General features: G+C 41.0%; 25 protein-coding genes. 15 read left to right on the top strand and 10 right to left on the bottom strand.

Annotation, left to right across the window (positions count from 1 at the left end):
• Positions 1-28: 28 nt before the first annotated feature.
• Positions 29-1,420, bottom strand: coding sequence for a GntP family permease (locus tag ACTXGO_RS00325; RefSeq protein WP_075102632.1), 1,392 nt, complete (start codon positions 1,418-1,420; stop codon positions 29-31).
• 181 nt (positions 1,421-1,601) lie between these two features.
• On the opposite strand from ACTXGO_RS00325, the gene ACTXGO_RS00330 reads away from it, so the two are divergent.
• Entirely contained in the window at positions 1,602-2,372 is a 771-nt protein-coding gene (locus ACTXGO_RS00330) for an IclR family transcriptional regulator (protein WP_075102633.1), read from the top strand.
• A 180-nt stretch (positions 2,373-2,552) separates the two neighbouring features.
• Here ACTXGO_RS00330 and ACTXGO_RS00335 read toward each other — a convergent pair whose 3' ends face one another.
• A complete protein-coding gene (locus tag ACTXGO_RS00335; protein WP_298973867.1) occupies positions 2,553-2,933 on the bottom strand; it encodes an LlaMI family restriction endonuclease in 381 nt (126 codons plus the stop codon).
• 228 nt (positions 2,934-3,161) lie between these two features.
• On the opposite strand from ACTXGO_RS00335, the gene ACTXGO_RS00340 reads away from it, so the two are divergent.
• Entirely contained in the window at positions 3,162-4,271 is a 1,110-nt protein-coding gene (locus ACTXGO_RS00340; RefSeq protein ID WP_298973865.1) for a beta family protein, read from the top strand.
• Here the strand turns inward: ACTXGO_RS00340 and ACTXGO_RS00345 are convergent.
• Positions 4,268-4,864 carry a sce7726 family protein gene (locus ACTXGO_RS00345; RefSeq protein ID WP_298973863.1) on the bottom strand — a complete coding sequence of 199 codons (597 nt, stop codon included), beginning with the start codon at positions 4,862-4,864 and terminating at the stop codon, positions 4,268-4,270. The two genes, ACTXGO_RS00340 and ACTXGO_RS00345, sit on opposite strands and share 4 nt — an antisense overlap.
• A gap of 138 nt (positions 4,865-5,002) precedes the next feature.
• The gene (locus ACTXGO_RS00350) at positions 5,003-5,242 is read right to left on the bottom strand and encodes a helix-turn-helix domain-containing protein (protein ID WP_298973861.1); all 240 of its coding nucleotides are present in this window, start codon (positions 5,240-5,242) and stop codon (positions 5,003-5,005) included.
• A 220-nt stretch (positions 5,243-5,462) separates the two neighbouring features.
• Between ACTXGO_RS00350 and ACTXGO_RS00355 the strand changes: the two genes are divergently transcribed.
• Both ACTXGO_RS00355 and ACTXGO_RS00360 read left to right on the top strand, forming a co-directional pair.
• Positions 5,463-5,738, top strand: coding sequence for an excalibur calcium-binding domain-containing protein (locus ACTXGO_RS00355; RefSeq protein WP_068408089.1), 276 nt, complete (start codon positions 5,463-5,465; stop codon positions 5,736-5,738).
• Positions 5,711-6,121 carry a hypothetical protein gene (locus ACTXGO_RS00360; RefSeq protein ID WP_443573116.1) on the top strand — a complete coding sequence of 137 codons (411 nt, stop codon included), beginning with the start codon at positions 5,711-5,713 and terminating at the stop codon, positions 6,119-6,121. Before ACTXGO_RS00355 ends, ACTXGO_RS00360 begins: the two co-directional genes overlap by 28 nt.
• 327 nt (positions 6,122-6,448) lie before the next feature.
• Here the strand turns inward: ACTXGO_RS00360 and ACTXGO_RS00365 are convergent, their stop codons facing one another.
• Positions 6,449-7,570, bottom strand: coding sequence for a ferredoxin reductase family protein (locus tag ACTXGO_RS00365; protein ID WP_264673177.1), 1,122 nt, complete (start codon positions 7,568-7,570; stop codon positions 6,449-6,451).
• Between ACTXGO_RS00365 and ACTXGO_RS00370 the strand changes: the two genes are divergently transcribed.
• The 9 genes from ACTXGO_RS00370 to ACTXGO_RS00410 all read left to right on the top strand — a co-directional run bounded on the left by ACTXGO_RS00370 (position 7,554) and on the right by ACTXGO_RS00410 (position 14,521).
• Positions 7,554-7,802 (top strand): hypothetical protein, encoded by a 249-nt coding sequence (locus tag ACTXGO_RS00370; protein ID WP_227501914.1) that lies wholly within the window; start codon positions 7,554-7,556, stop codon positions 7,800-7,802. The genes ACTXGO_RS00365 and ACTXGO_RS00370 overlap by 17 nt on opposite strands.
• Before the next feature lie 226 nt (positions 7,803-8,028).
• Complete coding sequence (locus ACTXGO_RS00375; RefSeq protein WP_020444589.1) at positions 8,029-8,634, top strand: cytochrome b/b6 domain-containing protein; 606 nt, start codon at positions 8,029-8,031, stop codon at positions 8,632-8,634.
• A gap of 19 nt (positions 8,635-8,653) precedes the next feature.
• Entirely contained in the window at positions 8,654-9,328 is a 675-nt protein-coding gene (locus ACTXGO_RS00380) for a response regulator (protein WP_020444568.1), read from the top strand.
• Between the two features lie 64 nt (positions 9,329-9,392).
• Positions 9,393-10,856: an ATP-binding protein gene (locus ACTXGO_RS00385; protein WP_011959972.1), complete on the top strand. Its 1,464-nt coding sequence runs from the start codon at positions 9,393-9,395 to the stop codon at positions 10,854-10,856.
• Positions 10,857-10,955: 99 nt separating this feature from the next.
• Entirely contained in the window at positions 10,956-11,546 is a 591-nt protein-coding gene (locus ACTXGO_RS00390) for a PepSY domain-containing protein (protein ID WP_011959973.1), read from the top strand.
• Complete coding sequence (locus tag ACTXGO_RS00395; RefSeq protein WP_020444569.1) at positions 11,539-11,853, top strand: hypothetical protein; 315 nt, start codon at positions 11,539-11,541, stop codon at positions 11,851-11,853. The genes ACTXGO_RS00390 and ACTXGO_RS00395 overlap by 8 nt, the downstream gene beginning before the upstream one ends.
• Before the next feature lie 55 nt (positions 11,854-11,908).
• On the top strand, positions 11,909-12,991 hold the full coding sequence (locus ACTXGO_RS00400; protein ID WP_011959975.1) for an FAD:protein FMN transferase: 1,083 nt from the start codon (positions 11,909-11,911) through the stop codon (positions 12,989-12,991).
• A gap of 63 nt (positions 12,992-13,054) precedes the next feature.
• Positions 13,055-13,738: a hypothetical protein gene (locus ACTXGO_RS00405; RefSeq protein WP_011959976.1), complete on the top strand. Its 684-nt coding sequence runs from the start codon at positions 13,055-13,057 to the stop codon at positions 13,736-13,738.
• Between the two features lie 81 nt (positions 13,739-13,819).
• The gene (locus ACTXGO_RS00410) at positions 13,820-14,521 is read left to right on the top strand and encodes a VIT1/CCC1 transporter family protein (RefSeq protein ID WP_011959977.1); all 702 of its coding nucleotides are present in this window, start codon (positions 13,820-13,822) and stop codon (positions 14,519-14,521) included.
• A gap of 118 nt (positions 14,522-14,639) precedes the next feature.
• On the opposite strand, the gene ACTXGO_RS00415 is transcribed toward ACTXGO_RS00410, so the two are convergent.
• The 5 genes from ACTXGO_RS00415 to ACTXGO_RS00435 form a co-directional block, all read right to left on the bottom strand.
• The gene (locus ACTXGO_RS00415) at positions 14,640-15,398 is read right to left on the bottom strand and encodes a PAP2 family lipid A phosphatase (RefSeq protein ID WP_037058916.1); all 759 of its coding nucleotides are present in this window, start codon (positions 15,396-15,398) and stop codon (positions 14,640-14,642) included.
• A 48-nt stretch (positions 15,399-15,446) separates the two neighbouring features.
• Positions 15,447-15,917 carry a diacylglycerol kinase gene (locus ACTXGO_RS00420; RefSeq protein WP_025645042.1) on the bottom strand — a complete coding sequence of 157 codons (471 nt, stop codon included), beginning with the start codon at positions 15,915-15,917 and terminating at the stop codon, positions 15,447-15,449.
• A gap of 364 nt (positions 15,918-16,281) precedes the next feature.
• The gene (locus ACTXGO_RS00425; protein WP_299330569.1) at positions 16,282-17,616 is read right to left on the bottom strand and encodes a sensor histidine kinase; all 1,335 of its coding nucleotides are present in this window, start codon (positions 17,614-17,616) and stop codon (positions 16,282-16,284) included.
• Positions 17,617-17,716: 100 nt separating this feature from the next.
• Positions 17,717-18,403, bottom strand: coding sequence for a response regulator transcription factor (locus ACTXGO_RS00430; RefSeq protein ID WP_025645038.1), 687 nt, complete (start codon positions 18,401-18,403; stop codon positions 17,717-17,719).
• A 45-nt stretch (positions 18,404-18,448) separates the two neighbouring features.
• Positions 18,449-20,119: a phosphoethanolamine transferase gene (locus tag ACTXGO_RS00435; RefSeq protein WP_037058915.1), complete on the bottom strand. Its 1,671-nt coding sequence runs from the start codon at positions 20,117-20,119 to the stop codon at positions 18,449-18,451.
• Between the two features lie 656 nt (positions 20,120-20,775).
• On the opposite strand from ACTXGO_RS00435, the gene ACTXGO_RS00440 reads away from it, so the two are divergent.
• Positions 20,776-21,369 carry a recombinase family protein gene (locus tag ACTXGO_RS00440; RefSeq protein ID WP_011959997.1) on the top strand — a complete coding sequence of 198 codons (594 nt, stop codon included), beginning with the start codon at positions 20,776-20,778 and terminating at the stop codon, positions 21,367-21,369.
• 306 nt (positions 21,370-21,675) lie between these two features.
• Positions 21,676-23,259 carry a Fic family protein gene (locus ACTXGO_RS00445; protein ID WP_082787299.1) on the top strand — a complete coding sequence of 528 codons (1,584 nt, stop codon included), beginning with the start codon at positions 21,676-21,678 and terminating at the stop codon, positions 23,257-23,259.
• Positions 23,260-23,556: the final 297 nt, after the last annotated feature.

A 23,556-nucleotide genomic window follows, 5' to 3' on the forward strand; every position in this document is an offset into this window, starting at 1 on the left:
TGTTGATCACTATGTGTTTAATACTGTGCTAAAACGAACCTATCAATGTGCCTAAGGTGATTACTGCTATGAGTGCAAGCACAGGTACTGCAACAGCTACCACAAAAATATCTTTATAAGATTCTCTGTGAGTGAGCTGACAAATTACGAGTAGAGTTATAACTGCACCGTTATGAGGAAGAGCATCTAAACCACCTGATGCTATAGAAGCTACACGATGCATTAACTCAGGATTGATACCAAATTGAGAAGCTAACTGAAGATAGTTATCTCCCATGGTATTGAGAGCGATACTTAGTCCACCAGACGCTGAGCCAGTAATACCTGCCATAACGTTGACGAAAACAGCTTCTGAAATTAGAGGATTTCCTGGAGACAAACCTAATAAGAATTCTTTAACAATTATGAATCCGGTTAAAGTAGCGATAACCGACCCATAACCAACTTCAGAGGCTGTATTAAAAATAGGAAGTAATGAACCAAGTGCACCCTCACTGAGCGATTCTTTTAGGTTTTTCCAACGCTTCCAATTAAGCAGAATCATCGCTCCACAAGACACTACTAAAGCTATAACAATAGCCCAGATCCCTAGCACCTTGGTTAGTGGGACAGCACCAAACTCTTCACTTGCTAGATAACTATTGTCCATACTGGGTAATAGCCATTTCGTGCAAATGAAGTTAATCAATATGACTAATATGATTGGTAGTAACGCCACCAGTAATGAAGGTTTAGAGCTACGATCGACTACAGCTAACTTATCATTATGATGTTGACCATAACCCTCTCCTGCATTTAGAGCTGTTTTAGTACGATAATTAAGCCAAATCATTCCGCCTACTAACATGATCAAGCCACCAATAGCACCAAGACCAGGGGCAGCAAAAGAATCTGTTTTGAAAAATGGCATAGGAATGGCATTTTGAATTGCCGGTGTCCCTGGTAAAGCGGTCATCGTGAAGGTCAAAGCACCTAAGGCGATTGCGCCAGGAATAAGTCTTTTAGGGATATTTAATTCACGGAATAAAGCGGCAGCAATGGGATATACGGCAAAGCCTACTACAAATAACGATACTCCACCGTAAGTCAAAATAGCACAAGCCATTACAATTGATAAAACGGCTTGTTTCTTACCGAGTTTAGTGACGAGTGACTCTGAGATGCTAAGTGCGGAACCTGAATCATCCATCAACTTACCAAATATAGCGCCTAGTAGAAAAAGCGGGAAGAAGCTGATGATGTATCCACCCAGACCTTTCATAAATACTTGCGTATAGACGCCTAGCATCGTATTAGCCTCACCACTTAAAAGCACAGCAAGCATTGCTAGCAAAGGCGCTAACAAAATCACGCTATGACCACGGTAGGCCAAATACATTAATAACCCTAACGACAGCAAAATGGGCAATAAACTTATCATATGCACTCCCTGTGCTATATATACATAAAATCCATTTTATTATTTTCACATAACGATAAAATTTATATCGTTATGTGAAAATAACAGAATATTTTTATAATAACAAGCCTTAAATCATCAAATATTATCTTTATAATGATTAGAGACATCAGAAGTCATATGACGAAGGAGTTACAAAGGTATGAGTAACACTAAAAAGAAGGGTTCAAGTGTTGAGCGAGTTTTGCAGATTGTGGAAATCCTAGCGAGGTCGCAAAGACCAATGAGCGTTAGCGACTTAGCAGACACATTGGATGTACCTATACCTAGTATGTACAGATTATTAGATCAGCTACAAAATATTGGGTTCGTACAATTAGACCTGCCTGGGAAAGTAACCGCTGGGAAAAGAACATATAAGTTAGCTATGGATCTATTACAGAATAATCATTTTAAAATTGAAAGACTTGCAATATTACAGCAGCTGTCAGCACAAATAGGAGAAACCGTAGGTATTGCGATTATGAAAGATCTAGATGTAGTTTATATAGATCGCGTCTTGTCTGATTGGCCGCTTCAAATATATCTGCCAGTAGGAACTCATGTACCGATTTGGGCAAGTGCAAGTGGTAAGTTATTCTTATCACAACTATCCAATGCAAAATGCGAGCGTATCATTAATAAAATATCGATACATGCATTAACTACTAATACGCAAACAGATAAAAAGCAATTGATGAAAACGATTGCTAAGACGCGGGACACTAGAATAGGGATAGATAACGAAGAGTTTATTCCTGGCATGGTTGCTTGTGCTGTACTTATTCCCAATGATGAAAACAAGACGTTTGCTACAGTGTTTACCCATGGGCCAACTGTAAGAAAAAGTTTAGATGAGCTTTTAGAGTATATCCCTATGATGCGAGAAGCTGCTCTCGAGCTATCCGCCACCTTTAAACAGAACTATGAATAAAATTAACAGCAGTGCTTCTTATTTATTATACCCATCAGCTCACTTTAGCCTAAGAAACCTATTATATAAAAACTAACCTGAAATATATCAATTAGACAATACGACAAATAACTATTAGTGGTAGCAGACTTCAATAATTCAAATTGGTGTATTTTAGGTATACCGTATTGTGTGTAACTGCTATTTGCTAACAGGGTATAAGCAGTTACACAAAGTTTGGGAAAGGCTCGAGAAACGCCCTTCCTTCTTTTCGTTAGGCTTACCAAATATTTCCATGAACCGTGTACGATCTATATTACTTTCTTTATTTGAGAAAATATAATAGCTGGCACTCCAGTCTCCAAAAGTCGTTTTGCTTCCAGTAGAGTTTTTCATCTCGTAGCCATACAAATCGGGCTCGTTATTAGCGTTTGCAGCTATACCCATCTGCCTTTCTAGCCAATGTCCCACTTTCCCATCATGACGCTGATTAAAATCATCAGTATTAGGTGATCTACCAAAAACTTTCTCCTTAAATAGGCTAATAATTTTTAGTTCTTCATTTGAAATGCCTGTCTGCATTAACTCTCTCCAATGTCACTTTACTTAAATGGCAATAAGGCCGATTAACAGATTACCTCATTAAGGCATTACTTTTAATTAAATAATTTTGTTTGTATAAATCAGCAAATACCTCTCAGTTATACTTGTAATATACTTTTAAAGCACCAACTAGAATAAACCAATGTCTGGTCATTTTTTATTGGCTTCGCCATGGTAAAAACAAAACTATAAATAAAAGGAGATGCTATGAATTTACACAATTATGCTTATGTCCCAGCTGTCAGAATGAGCCTCTACAACCTAGGCGCTATCGAAAAGCTAGAAGATACTGTTAAAGACTTAATAATACCTAGGGTAATAATAAGAGACAAAGAAGATTGCTTAGATAGATTTTTGAGTAAATGGGGTGAAGATAGACCTATCATGCTTGAAGTATCAAAATATGATGCTGATTTAAGTGACCCGCTTAGTCGAAAGTTGAATGACCATAACAACCACTTTGAGAATCAATTCAATTTTTTTGATAGTAAAAGATCATATCAGATTATCCCAGTCATAAACGAAGAGTCTAGACAGCACCTTAGAGATGTTATGCAGTTATCACGCAAGCTTATAAATAGCTTCGAGAAAATAGCTATAAAACTAAACATGAAGCCTGATGATTTTCAAGAAAGTTTTCAACTTATTAATACTATCTTATCTGCTTTCAGTGATGATGAAATCAACAAAGTCACTATCATCATTGATTTAGGGAAAATTGAAAATTTGGAGGATGTTCCGCAACATAGGTTAAGCGAAGTATTATCGTTTATCGAAGAATATACTTTTGACCTAGTAGTATTTTCGAGTACCTCCTACCCTGCTACTAGGCCAGCTTCTGGCACTACCTTAACAGTGCCTTGTTTAGATCCTTATTGGCAGTATCAACACATCAACCAACTAGAAGAATTAGGGGTCAAAGCGATATATGGTGATTACTCAGCCACCGATCCTTCAATTGAGGTTTATAATTTCGATTTTGCGGTACATCCTGTACCCTATGCAACCTACCTTTTAAACAACTCTTTAGAATGGTATACATTGCGTTATGGAGCAGGTGGCGAGTATGAGAAGTTTAGGGACATAGCGAAAAATATTCAGTCGCATGCTGGTTATCATGGCGATAGCTTTTGTTATGCCAATCAAATAATTGCAGACATATCTAGTGGAAATAGAGATAAGGCTGGGAACCAAGCTTTTTGGAACAAATTAAAGATCAATCAACACATCAGTGCTATTATTAATGCTCACAACATGGATTTTCTAAATGTGGCTTCAAGTAATATTGATAATGATATAGACGACGAAGACTTCTAACTCTTCCTAACTTTTAGCTTATTTAAGACAAAGCGTCTTACATCAACCAATTCCAATTGTTCAGCAAGAATTTCACGTGCTTCTCTTTTAGTTGTACGTGATTTTATTTCAATTCGATGTAACTTGGCCAACTCATCAATTTCTGCTCGCCATAGTAGACCTGCTAAATCATAAATATTATTCATTCCATGACACCTCACTGCTTTTCTATACACTGTCATAGAACTAAAATTATCACATAATATAAGTCCAATATGTTTTGGTGTACTCTCTAAGGCATTATTCATGTGCTTAACATGAGTACATAACCAAACTTCATCAAACACGTTCGTATATGCTACTTTTTGCGACTCCCAACGCTTTAAACTATCTTTTTCGGATTTTATCTCGAAACCTACTAACCGTCCATTAGCTAAAGCTAGATCAGCACGGAAAGACTTATCAACCGTTGAAGACATACACTTGTTATAAAAACCAAGCTCATTTATCAGAATATCGTCCTTGTCCAAACCAAACATCTTCTTAACCCAAACTTTAAGGCTTTCTCTGATTTCTATCGGGCCTAAGGACGTTTCAATATCTAAATTTGTCATGACTTAACTCCATTGCTGAACTCTGTCGTCAGGAAACCTTCTCCTTAGTACAAAACGTTTCACATTGTATAGCATTGTTCCACATTAATAAACACAACACGCTGTTGTAGTTGTATGGCTAAATTTATTTGAGGGGGTTCAAAGTTCAATGTCCGTATTGTACTGAACACTTTGATTGTTCAGAGGTGTACTTTGGACAGTGTTCACTGAACGTTCAGTACGTTTTTTAGAAATTGGCTCACCGAACACTCGCAACATTTCCGAAACGTCTATTTTCTTGTCTGCCGTTCTAGAAAGCTCACCATCATTGACTTTCTGATAGATAGTGGTTCTTGATACACCCCATTCTTTTGCCGCTTTTGTCACCGATATGTTCATTGTTCACCTAGTGTTCAAGTACGTTTTTAGAGACTGTACAGTACAACTGTCCAGAACGTTCAGTGAACAACTATGGCATTAACCCGTCTATCAGGCAAATTATAAATAAACTGCTGTGTAAATCAGACGGTTGGTTATATAGCACTCACTTTATTGAACAAATATAGGGTATTATTAATGCTTGAAAGCAGTGTCTTAGGTCTTAAAGAAAGTAGGTTCTATGAAAAAATTTATTCTAAGTATGGCGTTATCTCTCTTTGCCTTATCTTCTCAGGCAGCAGTTACAGTCACTGATAATCCATTTTATAGTGATGTCGAGGTAGAACATCCGTTGTTTGCTAAAGGTGCTGGCGGCTCTCAATGCAAAGGCTTACCGCGCACTTGTGGGCAGATGGTTAGCTGTGAACAAGCAAAACAAGCACTCAAATGTGGAAATACCAAGCTAGATCGTGATAAGGACGGCGTACCATGCGAATCAATATGTCCAGGTGGTTAATTGCAGTAGCGTCTATCGTTATGATTGGGTGCACCTCAGGCAATACAGAAGATGATCTGTATGGTTCAGGCTATATCGTAGTGAGTGAGCAGACATGGAGTAAAGATTACACAACACCTTATCCGTTTACGGTGCCTGAGGGTGAGATTGCGTGTGCCTCAAATCCTTCCTTTGGTCGTGAGGTGTTTTTTCATCCTAAGGGTTACACCGATGAATCTTACGTTGGTATACCGCTTAATAAAGCAGCGGTAGATGGCTTAAAGCTAAGTCGTTTGACGCCAAATGTGCCTCATAGTGTCAAGGAAGGTGCTGATCTGCGTGAGGCCGTACAAATTGGGTTGAGAGTGTGTGATGAGCAAGAGGATGAGCTTGCGAATTATTAAGTTCGGTCCCCTAGTGAGGACTTGAATATTCGGTTGTACGCTATTGTTATCATCACTCCTAGTTATTTATAGTAGCTCCGTGTACACAGTAGTGTCCTTTTTAACATGAAATGGCGGTATATCCATTTCATGTTAAGTCACTGTAGACCATTAAGTATAAGACGGCCTTTAAACCACCAGGCTCCTGATCAACGTTCGATGACTTAAATTAATCTGTATACCATTGTCGTTCGCCTACTTAGCACTAGCACCGATGACTTTATGACTTGAGCCAGCGTGCCATTTGTCTTATTGGGTTTGTGTTAAGCACGGCAAATTGTACGTGTTCTAGCGAAAATCAAAAAACTCATAATGAATATTTTTGGCAGGAATACCATTTTCTTTCATTAACTCTTGTACTTTTCCTAAAAGCCCTTTTGGACCGCAAAAACTAATCTGAATCTGCTTTGGATTAACTTCACTGGCGACTTGCCGAATGGTTTCAGCCATGGCATTACTGCCACTTGGGTTGGCTACGAAATCTACTCCAGACTGTTCTGTCATCTCCTGCATACGCTCAACACTTGGAAAAACACGCGCAGGATCGAAGCAATATATCAGAGTGGCACGTTCAAAATGACCGATAGTTTTATCCTCTTGCCAAGAAATAAAGGGAGAGATTCCTACTCCGGCACCAATCCAGATTTCACGCTCTGCATTTGATATACGTTTAAAATTACCATGAGGCGCATAAATATCAGCCAACATACCCACTTTGGCTTGTTCATTTAGCTTTTTTGTATAATCACCCAATGCTCGAATCACAAAATGGATGTGTCCAGTATCAGAAGGTGCGTTAGCTATGGTAAAAGGATGCGGCTCGTGCAAACCTGGTTCTTTAAGAGAGATAAAGGCAAATTGACCAGCCTTAAATTGAAACCCTTTACGGACTGGCTCAAACTCCAAGTGTACCGCCGCTTTGCCCTGGGATATAGCGACTAACTTATACTCTCCGGCTTTGGCAATGAATGGGTACAATATCATCTTGTACAATGCTGCAATCACGCCTACAGAACAAAGTAGTGCTAACCAAATACCTGCTGGACTAGTCAGTGTGATGGGAGACTCAAAGCTCAGCCAATGTAGTATAACGATTAAAAAAAGTGGGCCTGAGAACTTATGCAACCAACGCCAGTTGCCATACGGGATTTTGCGATTCAGCGCCAGTAGTATAATCAGACCTAACGCGACAAGGCTGAGTTGACGCATCAAACGCGTCCAATATTTGGACAACTCCAAAATGGGCGCAAGATCCCAAGCGTCTAGCTTGGCTTTGAAGACAAAATGATAGACAGCGAAAATAAGTGCCCATATAGCAATCCACTTATGCGCTTCATAAACCCTGTCCAGACCGCCAAAGAGCCTTTCAATACCGTGCCAACGGCTAGCGAGTATGCATGAGCTTGCCATGCACGCTAAAGCCGAAGCACCCATTATCAAACTGACTGTTGCTGATGTGATCCACGTTTCAGAGGAAATTTGCATGAGTACAGTGATTGAAGTGATCAGTACGACACTACCGATCACTTGCCATGACTTTAAAGCCATAAGAATCTCCCGAAAAATTATTTTATTGCCGTTAAGAAAGCTTGATTTAACAAGTAGGTATTTATTGAGAAGTATGGCTAATAATACAGCCTGATTCTTAAATAATTCTTAAGTGGTGTATATGGCACGACGTAGGCTACCGGTTCGCTGCACAATGATTTACCTGTTTTAACGTCCTAAGCTCACCTTAAGATTTGTTTGTTGTAATAGCGATAAGGCAGATGATGTGATATCTCGTCTGCTTACGATATCTTGCTGATTTTCAGTGTTTAGCAGCGGGTGTTGTCAATAAACAAACAAATGATTAAGGAGTGACAACCATGAGCCAAAAAGACATCATTAATTGGGACGACTCTTCTGCACATGTACCGAACATGCCTAAAGCGAGGCAAGTAAAAGTTTGGGACCTATTAGTAAGAGTGACTCATTGGACAGTCGCAGCTGGTATTATTGCTAATCTGTTTTTTACCGAAGATGGTGGTGAGTGGCATGAGTATGTCGGCTATACCGTTTTGGGACTGGTGGTCATACGTTTACTTTGGGGTCTGGTTGGCACGCGCTATGCACGCTTTACTGGCTTTTTCCCCACACCAAAACGACTCAAACGGCATGTATCAGATTTAAGCGTTCGACGCGTTGATGAGCAGAATCTTGGTCATAACCCCTTGGCCGCACTGATGATGTTATCGTTATGGGCTGTGACTATAGGGTTAGGACTAACCGGTTATCTGATGGAAGCAGGGCTGTTTGGTGATAAAGAGGTGCTTGAAGAGATTCATGAGTTATTAGCAAACAGCTTATATCTACTGGTTCCTCTACATATCATCGCAGCGATTGCCATGAGTTACTGGCAACGCCAAAACCTCATTAAATCAATGATAACGGGCAAAAAAACGGTGACAGACAAGCCGACTACTATGAAATAAGTCAAGCGATGGAGCACTTATGGCACGCATATTATTGATAGAAGACGACAGCACCATCGCTGATGGAATTGTCCTTGGCTTAAAAAGTCATGGCATGATGGTGGATTGGTTTGGTGATGCCAAGCAAGGTGAGATGGCGCTGCAAGATGGCATGTTTGATGCGGTACTGCTGGATTTGACCTTGCCAAAAGGTGATGGCATGACCGTCCTAAAAAACTGGCGGGAAAAACACATAGATACGCCAGTATTGATTATCACCGCTCGCGATGCGATTGCCAATCGTGTGGCAGGACTCAATGCCGGCGCTGATGATTATTTGGTGAAGCCATTTGCATTAGATGAGGTGATTGCCCGTCTACAAGCATTGATGAGACGCAGCCAAGGTCGGTGTCAACCTGAAGTCCGTTATGGCGAAGTGGCCTATCAGCCTCAGAATCAGCAAGTCTCTTATCAAGGCAAAATGGTAGAATTAACCATCAAAGAAGTGGCAATCTTAGAGCAAATGCTGACCCACCCTAAGCAAATCCACAGCCGCGCAAGCTTAGAAGACAAGCTATATGGGTGGCAACAAGATATCGAAAGCAATGCCATTGAAGTACACATTCATCATTTACGTAAAAAACTGGGCAATGATTTTATCTTGACCAAACGCGGTATTGGCTACTATCTCAATCCAGTCCATAACCACCATTAACCACCGTTAGGCATTCAACGGTCTGTTTTTGGTGCCTCCACTTTGTCTGCTACTTGGTGAGCCTATGAAAAGTATTCAGCAACGGCTATTAACATCGCTACTGATTGGTTTACCTTTGCTGTGGGTGCTTACCTCAAGCTTTATTGCGTGGAAGCTTTGGCACGAAATCAATGAGATGAATGACACCCAAATCACTCAAGTTGCCCGTTATTTAATAGGGGTCGCCCCCAAAGAAGAGGACGATAAAGACCATCATAGGCAAAGGGATGATAACAAAAAGCACACGCCCAAAATCTATGCGTTAAAAAGTAAGCAGCTATCAGGTGATCTTGGTGAGGCTGAGGATGACTATATGGGCTTTGCCATTTGGGATAAAAAAGGCCGTCTATTAATGGCTGATGAAAATGGTCAATCATTTGCTTTTTTGCCAGACCAGCATGGGTTTTTAGAAGAGCATGATTCTGCCTATCAGCGCCTCAACCCTTTTAGTAAGCGCTGGCGTTTATTTTACGTCCATGATGATCATGACTATGAAGGTCGGGTCATTGCCGTCGGACAGAACCTCAAATCTCGCCGAGAGATGATTACTGATGCCATGTCCGTGCAAGTGCTGCCGATGTTGATTGGGCTATTTGCATTTATGGGTTTGGTGGTGTGGCTGATCCGGCGGGGGTTTATGCCGTTAACTCAGATTAGTAGTGCGCTTGAACAGCGTCAACCGCAAGATGATAGCCCCATCACAGCGGACGTGCCCAAAGAGATCCAACCGTTAGTGAGCGCCTTAAATGTCTTGTTTGTAAAAGTCGCGGATACCCTAGCACGTGAGCAGCGCTTTACCGCCGATGCCTCACATGAGCTTAGAAGCCCGCTTGCGGCGTTAAAGCTACAAGCTGATTTGTTACAGCAGCAGATATTGCAGTTATCTGGCGTAGAAGACGATAATCAGCTGTTCTATCATGCCCAAAACATTAGCAATGGCATTGAGCGGGCCACTCATTTGGTCGATCAACTGCTGATTTTAGCCAAAATAGAACCGCAACAACAATTACCTCCTGAGCAATTAGAAAGTCCGGATTGGTTGATGCTAACGGATATTGTACTCAGTGATGTCAATCGGCTGGCTCGTGAAAAGCACATGCAATTAAAACGCACTGTGAACTGTGACAATCCTGCTGATATTCTACCCATCCTTATCAATCCAATTTTATTCAAACTGCTCATCCGTAACCTGTTGGACAATGCCATTCGCTATTGTCCCGAGGGCGCTTTGATTGAACTTCAGCTCGACACCAATGCTATTAGAGTGGTCGATAATGGCAGTGGCGTCGAGCCAGAACAACTGACGCGCTTAAGCGAGCGCTTTTATCGCCCAGCAGGTCAAAGCCAATTAGGTAGCGGTCTTGGGCTATCCATTGCCAATCGAATAGCAGAGCTGCACGGTCTGACGTTAGAGTTTGCTAACCGCTCTCAACCAGAAACTGGCTTTATCGTCACGATAAGACATAAAAAAGCGATATCAAGCATCTGATAAAACGATAAAAATTAATCGGCGTGGGCTTAAGGTTGAGTTAATATTTACCCCGTATGCTAGTTGTATTCCCTAATAATATAGACGGAGTACAATCTTATGAGCCTACCTCTATTAAAACCCTTATTATTGACTGTTGGTGCAACCTCATTAGTGTTTTTTGGTGGCGTTATCGCCTTATCTGTCCAGTCGCCCAGCGCTGATGACGCACTATCAGCTGCGAATGCCATGAGTCAAAATACTGACATTACCTCTATATCCTCTGATTTATCGTCCTTTAAAGCCGTGGCAAACCCTCTCACGCAATCCCCATTTGCCAATCCATCACCTCTGGCGGCACTCACAGCCACGCAAGCAACTGCGCTTGCGCAGCAAGACGCGCCCAATTCAGTATTGCAGGCTTCACCCGAGCTCGTCAATTATAACGGCACCGTCGCTTATGAGGTGCTATTAGACAGCGGCGCTACTTATATTGATGCCAGTGTCGGCACTGTACTGAATCCGGTTGCGACCAATGACTATCGTGCTGAGAGATTTGACGATGACGATTATGAAGATAAGCACCACGATGATGATAAACGTAAAGAGGATAAACATCGCAAAGCACACGATAAAAAATACTATAAAGAGAATGATCGCCTAATCGCCATGAGCTATCAGCAACATGATGAGGAGGAATACGATGACTAATACCAAATCACATTCGACACCAGCCGTCAAAAAAACGGCTAAAAAAGCAGATCCTTTTGCCGCTCTTAAAAGCAGCATTATGATGGTCTCGATTGCAGGTACTATGGCAGGATGGCTGGTACTACTCAATCAAGAACAAAAAACTGCCCCTGTGAGCACTGCCATTATAAGCACTGCTGTTGCTGAGTCTGATGAAAGGGCAGTCACGCCAACGCCCATCGCTGATATCAATCAATTGCGACAGGTCAATGCAGTCGCACCTGTTGAGGTAATAAGGGTTGTCGCTCGTACGCGATCTTCTCAATAAATAAGAAAAACCACAGATTATTTAGTTTGAATGTTTAGTCAAGGGAGGGCTTTGAATGCACACAAATATGTCCAATCAAACAACACCGCAACTGGCAACGATTAAACTGTTTGCCATGGGTTGTCACATTCAAATTAGCTTAAATACCACAAGACTGAGCGCGCAACCTTCACAAATGAGAATAGACCAACAAGTCGCTTTTTTGACAAACGATATTCAGCAGCGCTTAGCTGACTGGGAACATATCTTCAGTCGTTTTGATGACAGCAGTGAGCTTATGAGACTGAATAACCGTGGCGACCAATGGTCTGAGGTGAGTTCAGAATTATTTGAGGTGTTGCAGCGTGCCATTCACTTTGTCTCAAAGACTCAAGGCTTAGTAACACCAACGTTATTGCACCCTCTATGGGACGCAGGCTATAAGCATTCATTTGAGACCTTGCCCAAAATGTCTGTGCCATCATTACCTGTTACTAGCGTAAGCACCCCTACAAACGTGCAAGACACGACAAGTGCTAACCATGCCAATCAGCAGATAGAAGGTATTCAGCTTCGCCAGTTAGCTGACAGACAACATCAAGTATATCTGCCAGCTGGCATGGCACTGGATTTGAATGGATATGTCAAAGGGTGGTGCGCCATGCAGTTGGCGGAAAATATTAGCCGAGTTCATGACTGGCATATTCCCTGCTTAGTCGATATGGGTGGGGATATCGCGATTGGTGTTCCAAAAAACCCAACAGATAAACCGGTGTCTTGGGGAGTGGCTGTTGCCAAGCCGTATTTTGCCAATAGTGAGCACGTTCACAATGATGAAGATGTGGCGATCCTCAAGCTCAGCTCTGGGGCTGTCGCCACATCTGGGCAAGATTATCGTCGCTGGTTGCACGACGGCCGCTGGCAACATCATTTGATCCATCCGCATGACTTGCGTCCAGTAACAAGTGACGTCCTAACTGCAACGGTACTGGCGAAAGATGCGATGACGGCGGAGGTATACGCCAAATACTGCGTGCTTCTTGGTGTTAAAGCAGCCGTGGCGTGGCTCAACAAACACCATATTGCGGCGTTGTTAATAGATAGGGATAACAAAGTGATGGTGACTTCTGCCATGCGTCCAAACCTGCTTGCTAGTTAATTTATCACGCGACATGCGCTAGATATCAATACATTAAGTAAAGCCATTCATAGGAGCATAGTCATGCATACAGACCATCCTACCAGCAGTCATACTGCTTCCAATACTAATGTTCTCACTCAGGCTCTATGGGTTGGCTTAACGTTAAGCATTGCTATCGGAGTTGGTGGTTATGCGTCGTTAACTTGGGGAGAGACGGTATCTCAGCTACTGACCAGCACAGATAAACACTTTTGGTATTTATCACGGGCAAGCGGTGTTATCGCTTATACGTTATTTTGGTTGGCAGTCATTTTTGGCTTGTTGTTAAGCACTCGTTTAGGCAAGCGCTTTAATGCAGCGCGGGTATTTGTCTTACATCAGTATCTAAGCCTGATTGCCGTAGGCTTTGCCGCGTTTCATGCTGGTATCTTATTAGCAGATAATTTCTTAAATCTGAACTTATGGCAGGTGCTAATGCCTTTTGGTTTTCAGACTGAGCGTGTGGGCGTGGCCTTGGGGCAGTTGGGGTTTTGGTTCTTATTTATCTGTGCGTTTAGTTTTTATATTAAGCAGTATATTGGTCAATCAGCATGGCGCTGGCTACACTTTTTGACCTTTATGGCGTATATGTTCATCAGTATTCATGTGTTTATGGTGGGCTCAGACAGTCGCGCGCTGCCTTTGTTATTATTTTATGCCGGCAGTCAAACAATAGTCTTTTTACTAATAACCTATCGAATAATCGCTTTAAAGCAAGCAAGGTAACTATGTGGAAATTGGTGTGTCATTATAGGCTACACTGACATATTCTAATTTATGTCTAAATCGTTTGAGGGTATCTATGCTATGCATCATTCTATTCACGACGAAGCTCATCTAAGCAATCGCAATCATTGGCTTAGGGCAGCAGTACTTGGTGCCAATGATGGACTGATTTCAACCGCGAGTCTATTAGTCGGTGTCGCTGCAGCAAGTGCAAATAGTCAAACACTGCTATTGACAGGGATGGCCGCGTTAACCGCAGGTGCTCTATCGATGGCAGCTGGTGAGTATATTTCAGTATCGTCTCAAGCTGATACCGAAAAAGCGGATCTGGATAAAGAGTTGCATGAACTGACTCATAATGCTGAGCGCGAGCTATTTGAGCTCACCAAAATTTATGAGAAACGTGGACTGGATCATGTCTTAGCGCATCAAGTTGCCATAGCTTTGACTGAGCATGATGCACTAGAGGCGCATGCCCGAGATGAGATTGGTTTGACAGATCTGAGTCAAGCTAAGCCGATTCATGCGTCAGTTGCTTCTGGATTGTCATTCATTGCGGGCGCCATATTACCGATTATTGGTATTTTACTTTTGCCAGCACAAACACTGGTTTGGTCACTCGCGACTTTAACGATAGTAGGCTTAGCGCTACTTGGCATAATATCAGCGCGCTTGGGCGGTGCCCCTGTTATTCCTGCTACGTCTAGAGTTGTGATATGGGGTGTGCTCGCTATGGTCGCAACATCATTGATTGGTCGGTTGTTTGGGGTGGCAGCATTATAGGGGCCTCATAAAACTGGTCAGTAAATAAGGGTATACCCTAAATAGAACCATCTAATATTTTATGCATAGCTTAAGTATTATGACGTGTGATTATAGGTGTTAATAATAAATGTAGTTATCAACTTATCAAAGTATTAGACTCAATGTTTCTGCCTTCATAAATGGTTGCTTTTTTGAATAAGAAGCTGGCAAATGTACAAGTTGTTGTCAGTGACAGCAGCATTGATACCAGCGTATGGCTAAAAAAGTGATCGCCAAAACTCATTTTATACAGCCCCATCGTCCAGCCTAAAACAGTCACTACTGTAAATATCCTATAGCGATATTTGTGTAGACTAGGTAAAAAAGCCAGGCCATATAAAGAGAACCCTGCACTGGCATGGGCGGCTGGGAAGCATTTGGAATCGGTTTTAGCGGTTATGTTTTGCCAAATATTCAGATAAGGTAAGTCCCCACCAAACAGCGTTAAATGATTGGGGCAACTGACATGAGTGACACTCTTTAATAGGGCAACAGTAGAAGGTACGACGATAAGAATAATCAGTAGGTAGCTTATTTCACGTACTGAAAAGGGAACCATAAATTGATTGATACTTCTATTCTTGATGATAGAAACATTATTCGAAGGCTGTCTGTATTTAATAATTAACACAGTGATTAAGTAGAGGGCTAGCAAAATCAATAATGCTTTAGGAGCATCATAAAAGATGAAAGCATAAGGCTGTGCGCCCTTTTGTATAAGCCATTGCCCATTAGTATAAAAAAGCTCGCTGATGTGAATATCAAACTGGCTATGTTCAAAGATTAACGCTGTAATGATCGTTAAGCAAAGCAGCTTAAGCCACATCCAATCAGATGAGTTATTTTCCAATGCCATTGAAATACCTTTCAATATATTAATTTGCAAAACCTCAAGTGCTATTCGCTATAAGACGTTAAATAATGCCATCAGCCATAAAACAAACAATAGCAATAACGCCAAAAACTGGGCAGCAGAACCGACATCTTTAGCTATTTTAGCGAGCGGATGTTGTTCTGTAGAAGTATGGTCAACGCAGGCTTCGATACCTGTATTGAATAGCTCGACGATAAGCGATAGAAACGAAACTATTAACAGCAGCATTTTTATATAGATAGCAAAAGGCATAAATATTAAAACGATAAGTAGTAAAAAGTTAAGCCAAATAACTTGCCTAAAGGCCGCTTCATATTTATAAGCCGCTTTAAAACCATCTATCGAGTAGCCCGTCGCTTTTAAAATACGAGACAGCCCCTTTTTACCTTTAACTTCACTCGCAAAGCTATCAGCTACCAGTAGAGAGCCAGTTGTTTCTTTAAGTTTATAATCAAAATCTGCGGCTTCATTATCGAGAATAGTAGGTTTGCGAGTACTCATGTTGATTGCTTAATAGTCATTAAAGTTAGAGGGTATGGCAAGCTTTGGGAATAAAATAAAAAGTGCAATCACCGATATAATTCTTGTTGTAATGATCCCAGTGTAGGAGGGCACTGGTTAGCACTTAGGTATCATTATAAGATTGGTATCGTTAAGAAAGCGTTAAGATAAAACCCTGAAATTAAATTTATACCGTTGCTTAAGTAGGGCAATTGCGGGTTTTAGACTTTTGATATAGCGTCTTTACTAAGCTTAATACCTAAATACTGGACAAACCAAAAAGCAGTAACTAACACCTGTGCTATTGAGGTGTCGGCTACTGCTTTGACTAAAGCTATATAATTGGGCTTATCGTTCGATAGCCTTAACGATAATAAATACTAAAGCTGCTGCCCCCAGTTTTATTGGCTTGATGGGTTAATTCCCAATCCATATGCGTCATAATACGCTGCACGATACTAAGTCCTAAGCCCGACCCTTCAACCTTATTACTAAATGCCTTATCTGTGCTCGAATTGCCATCCGTATTGCTATGCTCTAAACGCTCAAAGCGCTCATACAGCAGCGGCATCATACTCTCAGGAATACCAAGACCCGTATCAGTAACGACTATTTTGTCACTATCGATAGTTATGATGACTTCGCCATCATCTGTGTATTGAAAGGCATTTTTAATGAGGTTACCTAGCGCCATTTTTAGCAGTTCAGGACGCACGTTTGTAAAATACACTTGTTCAGCGATTATTGTACAAGTGACTGACTTATATTTGAGTAGATAGTTTAAGCGCTGCGCCTCATTTATAGCAATACTATTAATAGAGGTTTGCGGGGCATCCAGTTTTTCAGGGGCACGAGAGAGTAGTAATAAGGCGCTGATAATCTCAGTGGTCTCCTTTGCAGTCGTGTTGATACGGTTAGTAAATTCGCTTAAATAGCTGTCGTGCGCTAATTGGGAGGCTAATACCTCGGATGCGCCCATTATTATGGTTAAAGGGGTACGCAATTCATGGCTGACATCGCCTGTGAATAATTGCTCACGCTTTAGATACTGCTCAAGGTTATTATTTTTCTCATCAATCGCTTGTGCTAACACCCCAACTTCTGAGGGTAGGTGGGTTAATTCGGTTAAATTTTGATTATCGGTCTCTACCGCTTTTTTTAGATCTAATAAAGGCTTGATGATTTGCTTAGAGGATAAATAAGAGAATAGCGCAGCGATTAGTAAGCTCAAAAGGACCGCAATTTTTAGTGCATCAGCAAATATATCTTCTAGATTCTCAAAGATTGCTAAAACAGGATAATTCTCCATCGCCATTTCAGACCCTTCTAAGTAGGTCAAAATATAGTTTTGCTCATTTTGTGGATAAGCAAAAAAATGCAGATTAGTTTCAGTTTTACCCGCTTTATTATTTACGGTTACTCGCATTTCTTGAACGGTTCCGTTGGCTATTGTTTTTAAATTCTCAGGCGCACTATCATAACGATAAATTTTAATACCCGGATTTGCTGTATAAACAGCCTGTTCACCATATTTTTCTTGACTGATTTGTAGCTGCTGTAAAAGTCGCCCTTTCACTAAGTCCTGTTCAATTCGCATCTCAGCATACATAAAAATGCTGACGAAAGCCGTGCAAAGCAATAAAGCGAATACAAAATAGGAGATTCGAAACTTATTGGCGATTGAGTCTATAGTGAACATGGCAGACGCTTATTTAGTGTAAGGCAATAGATAGCGTAAGAAAAAATATAGATATGACTGCTTATAATAGACTCTAATCTGTAAATCGTATTGTGAAATTTTAGACTTTATCAGGGTTGATAATCTGATAGCCAACGCCCGCTATGGTCATGATCATCGGCTCAATAAACGGTTTATCAACTTGAGCGCGCACACTATGCATATGCGTACGTAAAGCATCGCTGTGAGGTATATCTTCACCCCATAATTTTTCCTCAAGCTCATTCTTATTGACGACTCGAGGTGCGGCGCTCATCAGGGTATTCAGTATTTTAAACCCTGTTGGCGTGAGCTTGAGTGATTTACCCTCACGAGTAACCGTGTGCTCATCGGTATTTAAAGACAGTTTGCCAACGGTAATATTATGTTGAAAATGATCGTCTTGATGCCGACGAATCAAAGCTTTAATACGGGATTCTAATTCGACGAGCGAAAAAGGCTTGACCAAATAATCATCAGCGCCACTATCAAAACCTGTGACTTTATCCAGAATCGTATCACGTGCCGTCAGCATGAGCACAGGTGTTTTATTATGCAATTCCTCTCGAAGCGCCTTGCACAATTTGGTGCCATCCATGCCAGGCAACATCACATCTAGTAAGATAACGTCATAACGATTATTTGAAGCTAGCGTTAAGCCACTAATGCCATTATGAGCATTGTCTAACTCAAAGCCTTTAGTCTCAAAAAAAGCGTAAATGTTGGCGACGATATCGGGATTGTCTTCAATAATAAGTATTTTATACATAATGGCTACTACTCTATAAAAAGCGTGAGGCGGATAAAAAATAATTTAATGGGTATACTGGAAAAAAGTAGGTTTTGATAGCATCTCGTCGGTGGTAATACCGAAAAATTGAAGTAAAGTTGGGGTAATAAAATCGTGTGATACTGGCTTATCAAGCATAAGGCTGTTTTTATCAATACTATTATTAGTAGGCGACCAAATAATGACAGGCACCTGCTTTTGCGCAGCGGGTGCTATAGAGTAAGGCAGGCCGTGCAAGTAGATATTATTCTCACCTAAACTCTCACCATGATCGCTAATATATACCATTACCACATCATAATCGGGCTCGTAAGTTTTTAGCGTATCAATCACGTTATTCAAGAAGTAATCGGTATAACGAATCGCATTGTCATAGCCGTTAATAACTGATTGGTCATCGCACTTGGATAGCTCATTGGTCATACAGACGGGTTTATATTCTTCAAAAGCCTTAGGATAACGCTTGTAGTAAGCGGGACCATGATTGCCCATTTGATGTAATAAAATCAGTGTATCTTTAGCAGAAGCGCCTGTTTTTACAAGCTTATCAAAACCATCAAGCATACCGATATCGCGACATTCATCATCGCAATTTGGATTGATATCGCTCGTTTTGTAGTCTTCAAAAGTCACTCGATCCGCCACGCCTTTAGAGCTTGAATTATTATCGCGCCAAATAACGTTTACGCCTTGTTTATTGAGCGTATCTAGCACGTTTTCATTATAGTCTGCTTCATCCGGATTATAGTCTGAACGATTAGCATAACTGAACATACAAGGCACTGAGTAAGCTGTAGAAGTACCGCAAGAGGTGGCATTTTTGAAGCTATAAATATTAGATTGCTTGGCAAGTAGTGGCATCGTATCGCGCTTATAACCATTTAAGCTAATATGGTCAGCGCGCACTGTTTCACCAACGACAAATACCATGAGTTTTGGTTTTGCTGTACTACCATTAGCAGCGTTACGTTTGGCATCAGTTGCGTGCAGTATCATCGTATCAGGACGGCGTAGCTCATCAATATAATCAGTACCGAGTTTGATGACTGAATAAATAGGAGTAATAGGATTGGTATAACTACGCACCATTTTATGCTGACGAAAAAAGGTGGCGTATTGATCACCAAAGGGCAATAAGCAAACGCCTACTAAGGCAATAGCCGCTATCAAAGTAGCTGTCTTTTGTAGTATCGAGCGTCGTAAGGAAGTAGGTTTTATTTTTAATTTGCTAATAATAACAGCAGGTACAACACCTAATATTAGCAGCCGAATAAAAAAGCTTAGCGACATCAGTTCCATCGCTTCTGCTTGATCAGTCTGTAAGCTATTAATTAGCATATTAGTATCAAATATGGTGCCGTAAGCATCGGTAAAATACCCGCACACAGCTGCTATCAGCACTAAAGCAATCAGCACTGGTTTGGCAATGGGTCGATAGCATAGCAACTGAACGATTAGCCACATCAAGCTAAATAATAAGCCTGAGAGAGACACTATAAAGCCAATGTTTGTGCTAAGTGGATAAACACTTAACACTTGCGTAAAAAAGCCAATATTGGCAGTAGCTATTAAATAAAGCACGACAATGATAATCAGAAAGCTAAGATTAATCTTGCGATCAAAAATTTTGCTTGCAAAGCTTTTTTTCGTATTAGCTTGATTACTAATAGTGCTAAGTGCTTGAGAGGGTAACATAAACGGGATTCTCAACAGGATCGTAAGGAATATGATTCCTTACGATAGCAAGTAGCCTGTTAAGAAGACGTTAAGGGGATTGAATAGGAGTTTGTGTTTTAGTGCTACTATTGAAATTTTTCAGGTATGTAGGATCAAAACCCCATTATTAACCACATCACCTAAGAAGAGTGAGTTTGAAAAACGTTATTATGATCTTTTAACCCTGTCAGGCAGCGATGCCTGACTCAAGTAAATCAACCTTCGATATAGTCGGGGCGTTTTACTGCCATGTACACTGACCTGCTATAAATAATGTAGGCTATTGTTATCACTAGCCTACACCCTAAGATTCAAGTCCTCACTAGGGTACCGAACCAGTAGAAGCATTTGACTGGTTCGCTAGGGTATACCCCAAGGAAACCAGTTATTTTACCCTTCAAACATATTAACAGACTACTCAAAATAGACTGTTAATATGGAACCATCTATAACAGGCTTTTGAATTATGGGACTGGTCGCCGCGCTTTTGCCCTATCATTAGCCTATACCCAAAACATAAAACCTTTAAATGATAATCTATCTATCATTAGACTTTTTTATATTATTAAATGATAGTAATATCTTGTTATTATCAATGAGCACTAATTATTAAGTCTAAATAATAGAGGTGGGTTATGACTGTTCGTATTTATGTGAGAGCCAGCACTAAGGATCAAGACGCTACCAGAGCATTGGCTGATTTGGTGGCTTTCAGTACAAGTTATGATGATAACCATGTTGAGTACGTCGAGCATTTCAGTGGTACAAAGCTCGATAGACCATTATTAGCCAAGCTGCTAAAGGACGCTGAGCAAGGCGATATTCTACTGGTTGAAAGCGTGGATAGATTAAGCCGATTATCTCAAGATGATTTTGCAATTCTAAAGCAGCGTATCAAAGACAAAGGCTTGCGATTGGTGGTGGCTGATCTACCAACGACGCATACAGTTAATAATGGCATGACAGGTGAGATCCTAACAGTGATTAACCATATGCTGATCGACTTATTAGCAACGATGGCAAAGCTTGATAACGACAAGCGTAGAGAGCGTATCAAGCAGGGATTGGCTAACAGTGGCTATAAGCCCTCCGGTAAGAAGCCTAATACAACGAAACACAATCGTATTAGAGAATTAGACAGTCAAGGCAATATGACAAAAGAGGAAATCGCTAAGGCAGTTGGTGTTGGCGTAGCTACTGTTTACCGGGTGTTAAAGCCAGGCTCATAGCTGAGGTATTTTATTTTATTTTTGTTCATAAACAGCTGATATATAAGGCTTTACACGCGAGGCAAGAAGGCTTTATTTGCAGAAATAGGTACTCTATTACTACGTAGCTGTGTTAAGAACGGTGTATTTTCATCATTCAATTTCGTTCAATTATGCCCACTTAAAACGCCCTTCGATCTTTATCTAAAGACATCACAGCGTCATATAAAAATCGATTTAATGCAATGAGGCTTCATTATAATCATTATATTGCATTCATAATCGCTTTTCTGCAAAATGGCTTATCTATAATCGCTTGAGCCCCTCATGATGAATACCCCTACTTCAGACCCTATTGGCGCAGCATGGCTTATCCGTTATGCCAGCATCGAGCTGGTGTCCCCTTTATATGTCAGCAGTAGTATCGGTGGGCGCAGACAAACCTATAAAGACGGTGACGTCATTCATAACGCTTATCAGGAAACCGCGCGTCCACTGGACACTATCATTGCGCACTTACAGTTTCACATGCGTCATGAAGTACTGAATTTAGAGTTACTGGTTCGTCTATTTGAGCAGGTAGGTGCTGATGACGTACAAGCATGGGTAAACGCTGAGCCGACAGGCAGCTATGCCCGTAGAATGGCTTTCTTGTATGAGTGGCTCATGGGTCAGCAGTTAGCAGTACCGAGTAATTTAGGCGGTAACTATGTGGATGCTCTAGATGCTAAGAAGCAGGTTACTTCAAGCCCTGCGCATGTCATAAAGAATGCTCGTTGGCGTATCAATGACAATCTTGCAGGAACCCGTCATTTCTGTCCTCAATTGGTGAAAACAGAGTTGTTTACGCAAGCCGCTGCACTCGATATTGCCACAATGGTTGACAAGCTGAACGATGAATTTGGGCAAGACTTACTGATGCGTGCCTCCGTATGGATGACATTACGAGAGAGTAAAGCCAGTTTTACTATAGAAGGTGAAGGGAAAGAGTTAAAACGTATTGAACGTTTCGCCGATGTGATGGCACGGCGTACCGGCAAGGGCGATATTCCGCTTGATCCTGAGTCGCTAGCAGAGTTGCAACAAGAGATACTTGGTAGCAAAACGGTCATCCAGCAGTATGGCGTCCGTCAATCTCCAGTTTTTGTGTCGCATACTCAGGTCAATGGCTTTAAAGAGATTGTGCACTATATTGCGCCACCTGCTGATGACATTGCTGAAAAGCTCAAAGGGTTACAGGCATTTATGGAAAAGACCGAGGGACAATCGGCACTGATACGTAGTGCGGTTGCTTCCTTTGCTTTTGTGTATATTCATCCGCTAGCGGATGGCAATGGCCGAGTACATCGCTTCCTAATTAACGATGTACTCAGACGCGACCAGATCATTCATGAGCCGATTATCTTACCTATATCGCAAGCCATCGCTGAGCATCCCTCAGACCGTCATGCCTATGATAAAATTTTAGACCGTGTATCCGTGCCACTTATGGAGCAAATCCGTGATCATTACAGCTTTGATAAACAAGCGATTACTTACCCTGATGGTATTCGCTCAAACTTAAATTTTGAAGACAGTCACCTTATTCAACCGGCATGGCGCTTTATGGACCTGACGCCTCATGTTCAGTACTTATCAGGACTGATTGCGCATGTTATTGAAAAAGAGATGCATAACGAGTCACAGTACCTAAGACAACATGACCATGCACGACTGGCGATAAAAGAGATTATTGAGATGCCCAACAGCTATGCCGATAGAATCATTCGTAGCATGCTGCAGAATAAGGGTGCTAAAAGTAATAAGCTATTGAAAGATTATCCGTTTTTGGCAAATGATGAGGTTTGGGACGATATTTTCTCTGTGGTTGTAGAGACATTTAAAGATGAAGCAAATGGTTTGAATAGTTAGAACAAACTCTGCTATACGCAGGAAAGTCTGCCTTAATAATCAAGCTCAAGCTAGTATTTGTGTCATCGTTACGATAATGATTCGTTTATAAAAGATTCGGCTAAAATACTGTCACCTGAAACGTAATCAATATTTTTCTTACTTAAACAGAATATATTAGAGGAACTTTGATAACAGACAATTTTTATTTGACAAGGTTATTACAGATCCTCAAAATAATTTTGAGTATTTGAGTATTTGAGTATTTGAGTATTTGAGTATTTGAGTATTTGAGTATTTGAGTATTTGAGTATTTGA

The sequence above is a fragment of the Psychrobacter sp. T6-1 genome (genome assembly GCF_052258445.1).